This is a genomic window from Caballeronia terrestris (assembly GCF_001544515.1).
Taxonomy (GTDB): domain Bacteria; phylum Pseudomonadota; class Gammaproteobacteria; order Burkholderiales; family Burkholderiaceae; genus Caballeronia; species Caballeronia terrestris.
This window is the reverse complement of the sequence record NZ_FCOL02000122.1, coordinates 1-8,370: the sequence shown is the minus strand read 5'-3', so window position 1 is coordinate 8,370 and position 8,370 is coordinate 1. Positions and strand designations below refer to the sequence as shown.

10 protein-coding genes and 4 pseudogenes are annotated in these 8,370 nt (G+C 59.9%); 4 read left to right on the top strand and 10 right to left on the bottom strand.

Annotated features, from left to right (window positions below; genetic code table 11):
• Nucleotides 1-408 precede the first annotated feature (408 nt).
• From AWB67_RS43870 to AWB67_RS33100, 3 genes and pseudogenes are all read right to left on the bottom strand, one after another.
• Nucleotides 409-489: a transposase DNA-binding-containing protein gene (locus AWB67_RS43870; protein ID WP_510183513.1), complete on the bottom strand. Its 81-nt coding sequence runs from the start codon at nt 487-489 to the stop codon at nt 409-411.
• Nucleotides 477-551 (bottom strand): annotated as a pseudogene (locus AWB67_RS43865) (hypothetical protein); the annotation flags it as partial. The gene AWB67_RS43870 and the pseudogene AWB67_RS43865, both read right to left, overlap by 13 nt.
• A gap of 239 nt (nt 552-790) precedes the next feature.
• Nucleotides 791-1,135, bottom strand: a complete 345-nt coding sequence (locus tag AWB67_RS33100) for a hypothetical protein (protein ID WP_087660246.1) — start codon at nt 1,133-1,135, stop codon at nt 791-793.
• 1,097 nt (nt 1,136-2,232) lie between these two features.
• Here AWB67_RS33100 and AWB67_RS43565 point away from each other — a divergent pair.
• Nucleotides 2,233-2,706, top strand: coding sequence for a response regulator (locus AWB67_RS43565; RefSeq protein WP_374729872.1), 474 nt, complete (start codon nt 2,233-2,235; stop codon nt 2,704-2,706).
• A gap of 108 nt (nt 2,707-2,814) precedes the next feature.
• Here AWB67_RS43565 and AWB67_RS33090 read toward each other — a convergent pair whose 3' ends face one another.
• From AWB67_RS33090 to AWB67_RS33080, 3 genes and pseudogenes are all read right to left on the bottom strand, one after another.
• Complete coding sequence (locus AWB67_RS33090) at nt 2,815-3,417, bottom strand: ParB-like protein (RefSeq protein WP_087660244.1); 603 nt, start codon at nt 3,415-3,417, stop codon at nt 2,815-2,817.
• Nucleotides 3,418-3,454: 37 nt separating this feature from the next.
• Nucleotides 3,455-3,946 (bottom strand): annotated as a pseudogene (locus tag AWB67_RS33085) (DUF421 domain-containing protein); the annotation flags it as partial.
• 292 nt (nt 3,947-4,238) lie between these two features.
• A pseudogene (locus AWB67_RS33080) lies at nt 4,239-4,443 on the bottom strand (hypothetical protein).
• A 228-nt stretch (nt 4,444-4,671) separates the two neighbouring features.
• Between AWB67_RS33080 and AWB67_RS33075 the strand changes: the two are divergent.
• Nucleotides 4,672-5,201 (top strand): annotated as a pseudogene (locus AWB67_RS33075) (helix-turn-helix domain-containing protein); the annotation flags it as partial.
• Between the two features lie 47 nt (nt 5,202-5,248).
• On the opposite strand, the gene AWB67_RS33070 reads toward AWB67_RS33075, so the two are convergent.
• The 4 genes from AWB67_RS33070 to AWB67_RS42400 form a co-directional block, all read right to left on the bottom strand.
• Nucleotides 5,249-5,548 carry a type II toxin-antitoxin system RelE/ParE family toxin gene (locus tag AWB67_RS33070; protein ID WP_087660242.1) on the bottom strand — a complete coding sequence of 100 codons (300 nt, stop codon included), beginning with the start codon at nt 5,546-5,548 and terminating at the stop codon, nt 5,249-5,251.
• A complete protein-coding gene (locus tag AWB67_RS33065; protein ID WP_087660241.1) occupies nt 5,545-5,787 on the bottom strand; it encodes a type II toxin-antitoxin system ParD family antitoxin in 243 nt (80 codons plus the stop codon). Before AWB67_RS33065 ends, AWB67_RS33070 begins: the two co-directional genes overlap by 4 nt.
• A gap of 146 nt (nt 5,788-5,933) precedes the next feature.
• Nucleotides 5,934-6,191, bottom strand: coding sequence for a hypothetical protein (locus AWB67_RS33060; protein ID WP_087660240.1), 258 nt, complete (start codon nt 6,189-6,191; stop codon nt 5,934-5,936).
• Between the two features lie 198 nt (nt 6,192-6,389).
• Nucleotides 6,390-7,340: a phage integrase family protein gene (locus AWB67_RS42400; RefSeq protein ID WP_235025481.1), complete on the bottom strand. Its 951-nt coding sequence runs from the start codon at nt 7,338-7,340 to the stop codon at nt 6,390-6,392.
• 276 nt (nt 7,341-7,616) lie between these two features.
• Here AWB67_RS42400 and AWB67_RS41570 point away from each other — a divergent pair, with 276 nt between their 5' ends.
• Both AWB67_RS41570 and AWB67_RS41565 read left to right on the top strand, forming a co-directional pair.
• Nucleotides 7,617-7,919 (top strand): phage integrase N-terminal SAM-like domain-containing protein, encoded by a 303-nt coding sequence (locus tag AWB67_RS41570; RefSeq protein ID WP_200822372.1) that lies wholly within the window; start codon nt 7,617-7,619, stop codon nt 7,917-7,919.
• Nucleotides 7,889-8,370, top strand: a 482-nt coding sequence (locus AWB67_RS41565; protein ID WP_200822371.1) for a tyrosine-type recombinase/integrase, incomplete at its 3' end; no start/stop codon positions are given. The genes AWB67_RS41570 and AWB67_RS41565, both read left to right, overlap by 31 nt.

Sequence of the window (8,370 nt, the reverse complement as noted above, 5' to 3'; positions counted from 1 at the left end):
ACAACCGGCAGCGCGGCGATCTCGGCATCCATGATGGGAGTCCCACGGTGTTTCTCAGAATAAGGTCTTTTGGTCTGATTAACGCATTCTTTCGCATCAGAATCTGTTCTGCTCATCGGGTACAAGCGCGTATCGCATGCCGAGAACGATTCAGGCGCTCGAATGCGCACAGGCAGTTTCCGAAGTCTCTGCCGCCGCCGACTAATCGGCGCATATTGAAATATCTGTAAGGGTTTGTACAATAAACAGCTTGTAAATGTCAAATTTCCTGATTGCGGATGCGAACGCATCGCGCTAAACCCGCGGAGTTCGGTCGCCTGAAGCACCAGCACAGGCCCTTCAGAACTAGCAAACCGCTCTCCGGTTACGTGGAAATGTTCGCTAGGGATGTCCCGCTCGCTGACACGGTCATTGGCAAGAACGATAAGCGGCCTTGGTGTTAGCCCAGTCTTGACAGGCAAACGGAATACTTTGACCTATGCTTCCCACAGGGTCCGGAACCGCTTGCCCAGACGCTCGTCCTGGAAACAGCATTCCGAGACCTCATGATCTAGCCACGTTTTTTCGTCCGTCGCAACTTGGAAACGCCTTCCTGTTGATCACTGGACCCCGCGGATTTTCACCATAAAATCTCGATAGTTATCCCAACCTATCGACGGTAGCGGAACCCGGGAAAAACGTTGGTAATCGGAAGGGTTTTCTTACCAGCACGCTGCGCGTTGCTAAGCTTCCGATAAAACCTACCTTCGATCCGCTGCCCGTCGCTGGCCAAGGCGGCGTCCTATGCGCCTCAATGCAACGCGATTAGTAGCAGCGCGTCCTGCAAATCAACAGGCGCAGCGCCAGCTAGCAGTTGTGCGCCCCGTTGCTGGCGTTCAGTGATATGTGCGTCAATCTCCGCCACGCACAGGCGCGCTCCATCCATGCTGTGCCGCCACGTTCCGTTGCCGCGATAGCGCTTCTTCACTGCAACCGCTTTGACGGGTTTTTGGTCGAGGCCCGGGAACCGCCATCCGCTGTCGTCCACCGCTGCGCGTAGGGTGGCGGCAATTTGCATACGCCGCGCTCGCCCCATCGCTTTGAACTTGCGAGCCAATGCTGCGTCGCTGAGTGATTCCAGGTTATTTGTGGTCATGCTGTGCTCCTTGCTGCGCAGTGTTTTCGTTATCAGCGGGTAGCGGGCCAGACCCCGTGGCTAACAGAAGCAGCACGGAACTACCACCGGCTACTGTGGTCATAGCGGCCAGCACTATGCACGCACGCAACAAACCCCGCACCGTTTCATTCCGCTCAATAGATCGTTTCAGTTCGCTTTGAAGTCGTTCCATGACTGCGATAGTAGGCGCGCGGGCTTCGCTTGAACCCCCTCTAACCGGCAGGGTGCGTCAGGTGGTCACAGGTACGTGTGGCAGCTCGCCGCAGTGCTGGGCAGAGGACGCGTCAGCGTTTTACGGCTCCTATTTGATAGTCCGACCGCCTCGCCTTCTCCCATCGCCTGCGTGATCAGATCAAAAAACCCACCCATCAATCTGCTCGGCGTTCAGGCTCGTTGAGTCCGGCCCGGGCGATCGACAGGTGCGTCAAATGCGCCCTGATGAGCATAGGCTGGCCGACGTCCGCCAGGTGACTCGGCAGCAACACGTGTGTGTTCAGACCGTGCCCCGTCCCGGCGGTTTCCTCTCGACCTGGTACAACATCCTGTAAATAGGTTGAATAAATGCCGACACACTTGCCTCAGCGAGTCAACCTCAAGGCGCTAAACACTAAACCCGTGTTGCACTTCATCCTGAAACCGCCGTTCATAGTCTCCGCGATCTGCTCACTTAGAATAGTGCTTGGCAAGCCGGGCGGAAAATAGTGAATCTGGACACAGAGTCGCAATGAACACACCCCAAGTTCGATTCCAGGGATCTTCGGTGTCATCGCATACTGTGTTGGCCGCGGGCACTTACTTTGTAACCTTGATCATACGAGCGCCGGACGGCCTTCGGCGAACTTCTCAACTGATGGGCAATTTCCCCTGTCAAGCAGATGCCCGGAAGTTCGCGATTGAGTATGGAATGGCCCCAATCGCCGAGGCGACCGCTTCCCGAAGCCGCGTGGTGTTAGATTGGTCCAGCCCATACCATTGCTATCTCCAGCGCTTCGCATTCTGACCATACCGCCTGATCTTCCTTGACGGTTTCATTTGCCGAGCGTCCAAGGCGTTGATCCGCACCGGCAGCTGACGCGCTGACCGTCGTTTTAGAACTGGACGGGCACGAGGTACGCACCGTTTATTCAGGGGAGGAGGCCGTCGAAATCTTCAATCACTTCACGCCCGAGGTCGTCTTGCTTGACCTTGGCCTGCCCGGCATGAGCGGAATCGCTGTCGCGCGCACGATTCGCACCGTGCCGTCGACGAAAGACGTGACGCTCATCGCCATCACCGGCTGGGGACAGCCCCAAGACCGAGTGCGCACCGCCGAAGCGGGTTTCGATTTTCACTTTACTAAGCCAGTTGATGTCGCGCAGCTTAAACAAGCGATCGTGCTGCGCGGGCAGCCAACGGTCGTAAAAAATTCTTCCATTACACGCCACGGATCGCGCGAGAAGAGTCGCGGAATGTCAGGCCATGCGCCACGCCATTCTCGCTGCTCGGCAGCCTTTGCGGACTGTCGGCGTCTGGCTTGCGTCCAACTTGGAGATGTTGCAACGACCGGTTGAATTCGCCCACGGCGCCCGGCAGTGGTCGCGTTTGGACCGACATGCCGGTGAATCGCCCCGTTCAGCCGATGCACGACCACGATGCTGCCCGGAATGTCAATCGTGCGGTCAGACAGCCGGTTTCGTCTTGCCCAAAAAACCCGGCAACCCGATCGCGAGTTCGCTTCTTGCAATGTCCATGCCGCGACGCACGGCGGCATCAAATTCGACGTCCGTCGACGGCGCCGCTATGAACGCCCGGAACAGGTCGGCCCAGCGAAACTCTTCCAAAGGCACGGTCGTTTTCTCGTAGCCGCCAGCCTCGCGCACGAGACCGGCGATGCTGCGGTAGGGGTCATCCTCCAGCTCGTACACGTGCCTGGGCATCGTGCCGAACGCGATACGCCGGACATTCGCGTCGTACGGCCAGGCCCAGCGCCGGTTTTCGAGCGTGAGCCAGAATTGCGCACGGTCGAGCGACGACAGGTCCGCCACGAGCACGACCGGCACCTCTTTGATGCCGGCGGCCCATAGCGCCGCCGCGACGTGATGATGGTCGACAGCGAATGCGTTGCCCTTAGGTCCGATCACGTAGGGGATTGGCTTCTCGGCAATCGCCATTGTGAGATCGTGACCCGCAAGCGCCTTGTAATCTCTGGTCTTCTTCTCGACTTCGCGTAGACCATGCGTCGCTTGAGTCGGGCGCAGCTGTTCGATGGGGATTCGTTTCATTGGCCTTTCTTGCTCTGTTTATAGAGTCGCTGCAATTGTCATCGGGTGTGCGGATCAGGCTGATCTCGCCATTCCGTTCCAGCAGCACCTTATCGATGCGGGACAGGTCAGCCGATCCTAGCTGACGCCGCACGCTTTCGAACACGTCCGTCTCGGTAATGAGTGCCGCCGACATCTGCCTCTGATCAAAGCGTCCATCGCGATACAACTCGCGCGGGGCGCCGCCGACTAGCCGCTCGAGCCGTTCCGAGTGTACACAGCCCCACGCCAGTATCCGGTGCAACGACACGATGACGAACGACGCAATAGCCGTGGGAGCGGCGGGTGATGCGCCGACGATTATGCGGGAAAGCGTCGCACCGAGGAGGATCGCGACGACGTAATCGAACGGCGAGCGCTGTCCAAACGACCTTCGGCCGGAGATGCGGATCAGAACGAGCGCTGCGATGAAAACGGCCGCCGCGCGCGCGCCCATTTGCAAGGAATTGAGGTCCCGGCCACTGCCAAACAGCGATTCGATGAGGGTCATGTCCATTCTCCCGAGAGCGGGCAAATATTGGAGAGGTCGATTCTGTCAGCCTGGCGTGGTTTGGGGCGTTGGTTGCAGGGTCTATTCTGCTCGTTCGTCGGGGTCGGCTTGGAGATGCTACCCCAATGAGTTCGCCATGACGGGAGGCCGCTATCTTAGGTAACAGCCTTTAGCCGCATAACATGGGGTCGAGTGGCGGCCCGAGGGAACTGCCCCCTCAGGCTCTCACAGATCCGTACGTGAATCTCTCGATTCATACGGCCCCTCTTGTCCGCCGTTCCAGTTGGAAGTCTCATACCTGAGGGGTGTCGACATTCGGGAGGTAGATTTCCGTAAGGATGCCGCCTGCCGTTGTGTACCAGACCTGGCTGGGACTATGCCGGTTACGGCAAGAGTTCAACGCTTGCGCGGCCTGAACAGCGCAGCACATGCCCGCCCGGTGGCGCCGCGCTGCACCGTTCGATGGCCGACATGAACTTCAACTGCCCCAGACTCAGGCAAGTCGTTGCTCGTCACCCTGGCCCGTGGCTGCGGAAGATGTCCGCAACCTCCAGCATGAGGCGCTGGACAGCGTCAAGCAGGACGTCTGGTTTACCGACAAACATCTTGGCCGACCGGACAAAACCATTGTCGCCGCCCAAGGCGCTACGGCGCGTTGGCTACTCGGAGGGCAGACGGTCCATGGGACAGTCCTGAACCATTGAATTGCACTGATCTAAGAGTGCATGGACAACATAAATCTTAGCGATACCGAGCGCGAGGAATTGATGGCGATGCAGCGCAGTCGCATGATGGCCGTAGGCCAAGTGCGACGTGCGCGGCTGATCCTGCTGCTCGACCACGGGGCCTCGCGCGAGGCGATCATGAACGAGTTGCGATGCGACTCGCGTTTCATCACGACCTGGAAAACACGTTTCGCGAGCGAGCGTCTGGCGGGACTGTATGGGCGACATCCGGGGCGTGCGCCGCGCCGCAATCTGGCACACCTGGAAGCTCGGGTGCTTGATTACACGCTCAGACGTAAGCCGCAGGACGGCTCGCCCCACTGGAGCAGTCGCAAGCTCGCCACGCAGTGGGCGTGCCGTTCATGACGGAGCAACGCATCTGGCGCAAGCACGATATCCGGCCTCATCGACTCGATACCCACATAGTGTCCAACGATCCCGACTTCGAAACGAAGGCGGCCGATGTGATCGGGCTGTACCTGAACCCGCCGACGCATGCGGTGTTTGTAATAAGTTCGAACATTGCTATTCCTAAAGCCGCCGCGCTCTAAGAGGGAACAGTCAGAAAAATACGAAATCAGTGCTCGCTCAAGTGAGACGAAGGATCCATGCGCTGATGGAGAATCCGCACCACATCGATAACTTTCTCGTCTTCCTTGAAGAAAAGCACATGCGACCCGACTAGCACTTTGCAGTAATCGGGTCGTACGTGCTGAGCGGAATGGCTGAACTGGGTGCCATCAGTGAGGCCAATAATCGTGTCCTGGATCATCCGAACGTATCGCTCCGCTTGGCACTCGCCCCATTTCTCCACCGAGTAGTCCCAGATGTCGTCGAGGTCTATCTCCGCCGCTGGCGAAAGTACAAACGACTTCACGTTGCCACTTTCCGTTTGCTCGCAAGAAACGCATCGAAATCAAAAGGCTTGGATTCTCCTGAACGCTCACCTTTATCTAACTCGGCACGCAGCACATCCAGTCTCGCCTCTTGCTCTTCGAGCAAACGCAGGCCCGCTCGAACTACGTCGCTGACTGTGTTGTAGCGGCCCACACGCACGCGGTCCTCGACGAATTCGGCAAAGTGATCGCCGAGCGATACAGAAGTGTTTTTGCCCATGGTCTTCACCCCGAAGAAGGCTCAGAATACCAAATTTTGGTACCGTTGTTAAGCCTTTTGCCCGATCACCGGGCCCGTGCTTCTACCATAGCAAACACGGCCCAGTCCCGATACAGCAAGGGGCAATCCGGAAACATAGTCGTCGCTCAGCGCGAAAACCGCCCCGTTGTGATTTTCCATGCCTGCACATCGCCGTCGTCAATCCAGCTTGCCGCGAGTTCGCAGGCCGCGCGGGCAGCGGCGGTCACGACGTCGCCGCGTCTGACCGTGATCTCGACACCGGTGTCCCCATCTTCGGCAGCAATATCGGAATCGTTGGGACGCGAAAACGAAATCCCCGTCTCAACCAGCAACTTGATCAGATCGTCGCGTGAATTGAGCGGATCAAACTGATCGAGATTCACCGGGACCACGCGATCCGCGTCCGAGAATGCGGCCAGTCCCGCGCGCAGGTCCCGACAGCGCGTGCGGCACCGCGAGTCGCTCCAGCGGCGCCAAAATCAGTCGCGACGGGTCCGAACTCTTCGGACCGGATTCCGTCACATTTGGGTTGTGCAGGTCGCGCGCTGGGATGACCTCGACAAGCTCCGCCGCGACCAGCATCATTTCCTCCTGCTCGAGAGCGCGCTCTGCTGACGCCGCAGCCAGCTCACAATTACGCATGCGCGACCGGGACCAATGCGCGGGGTCGAGCGCCACCAGCTGGCGCCGCGCCGATTGCAGAACGCAACGAGCTCACCCAGCGTCGCGATGCCCTCGCCTTTCAGCCAGCGCGCCACGCGTGGCCGCAGCCACGCGCCGATCGCGTGATCGGGATGCGGCGCCGCCGCGGCGAGTTGCGCGGCTTCGGTGACCATCCGAAACGTGACGGCGGTCAACTTCGGTCGGCCATGCTGTTTGATCGACGCGCGCAAGTGACCGGCAAGTACGGTTGAGCCGTGCGCGAGCGCCAGCTGCACCAGCGCGTCGAGCATCTTGGCGAGGTGCCGCTCCATCGCACCCGACGTCGCCGCATGCGGATCGTAGTAGGTGCGCGCGATCACCGCGGGCGCGATGCGCTCCACATATGCGCGCAGTGCCGTGAAATCCTTCGCCGTATAACCGCGCTCGACGGTGAGCTCTTCCGGGGCCGGGGTTGGTTCAACCATCGTCGCCCTCCCGCTCATCGGATGAACCAGACGGCTGCGGCCGGAACCTCGCAACTCAGCATCCGCCTGCGCCATGAACACCTCCGGCCAGGTGCCGCACAGGATCTCGAATGGCACGCGTGCGACAAGCAGCCGTGCAGCCAGACGCACATCCTCTGAGCGTTCGCCCCACAACACCCGCTGCACGAGCACAACGGCACCGTCTTCCACAATGCAGTCGAGCGCCGGCGCGAAGTCGGCGTGGTTAAGCAGCGCCTGCCCATAGGTCTGGGCGAGTGCGGTCAGGACGCCCAGTTCGACGGCCGTCGGCTTCGCGAGCGGCTGGGGCCACGTCTGGTTGAAGAACAGGCGCAGGTTCGTCGCCTCGATGCGCCTGCGGAAAATCTCCTCGTCAAGATCGAGCACGATGCGCGCGATCTGCTCGTCGGAGAACGAGCCGGAATGGTCGTCACAGACTTCTGCGCCTTGTGCCACGGGCCCTGCCCTCTTTGGCAAATCGGATTTGGGTAAGTTTACCCCGCAAACGCTATCCCGATAATTGGACTTGAACTAACCCGCTGACGCGGGAGAAGGCGGTCGGCCAACCGCATCGGCTTCGGGACCGTTGGCGAAGGCACCTCCGTTCGAGTGGGACTATGGCAGTGCAGTTTGCTGCCGTGACCATTCCCAGCGGAGCCCGCCATGACACCCCTACGTCGACGCATGATCGAGGATATGCGGGTTCGCAGCCTCGCCGCTAACACACAGCGCGCTTACCTCCAGCAGGTGAGCGCCTTTGCCCAGCACTTTGGGCGTTCCCCTGAACTACTGGATCTAGAGGAGGTGCATGCCTGGCAAGTGCACCTGATTGAGGTCCAGCGGCGCTCATCCAGCACGCTGGTGGTGGCCACTGCAGCGCTGCGCTTCCTGTACAACGTCACGCTCAACGCGATTGGTCAGTCGACGAGATCCCCATGTCGAAGACACCGCGCAAGCTGCCGGTGATCCTCAGTCAGGAGGAGGTCAGCCAGTTTCTCGAAGCGATCCGGAGCGTCAAGCATCGTACCGTTCTGATGGCAGCCTACGCCGCAGGCCTACGTATCTCGGAGGCCACCCGGCTGAAGGTCGGCGATATCGATAGCGAACGCATGACGCTGCGTGTCGAACAGGGCAAGGGACATGCCGACCGCTACGTGATGCTATCGCCACAGCTGCTGGAGATTCTGCGCAATTACTGGTGCATTGGCCGGCCCCAGTGCTGGTTGTTTCCCGGCCGCTTTCCGGATCAGCCCGTGGATGCCGACGTGATACGGAAGGCATGCCAGAACGCTCGCCGCCGCGCCGGTATCAGCAAGCCCATCTCGCCGCACTCTTTGCGTCTGAACCGCGCCGGGTTTGTCGGAGACCGCCGAGTTTGGCGCTACGCCGCTCGCGCGGATAGCACCAGATTCCGATT

Coding starts and splice junctions, on each gene's coding strand:
- AWB67_RS33100 (WP_087660246.1), bottom strand. CDS start 1,135: ATGACCACAAATAACCTGGAATCACTCAGCGACGCAGCATTGGCTCGC.
- AWB67_RS33065 (WP_087660241.1), bottom strand. CDS start 5,787: ATGGGCAAAAACACTTCTGTATCGCTCGGCGATCACTTTGCCGAATTC.
- AWB67_RS33090 (WP_087660244.1), bottom strand. CDS start 3,417: ATGAAACGAATCCCCATCGAACAGCTGCGCCCGACTCAAGCGACGCAT.
- AWB67_RS41570 (WP_200822372.1), top strand. CDS start 7,617: ATGACACCCCTACGTCGACGCATGATCGAGGATATGCGGGTTCGCAGC.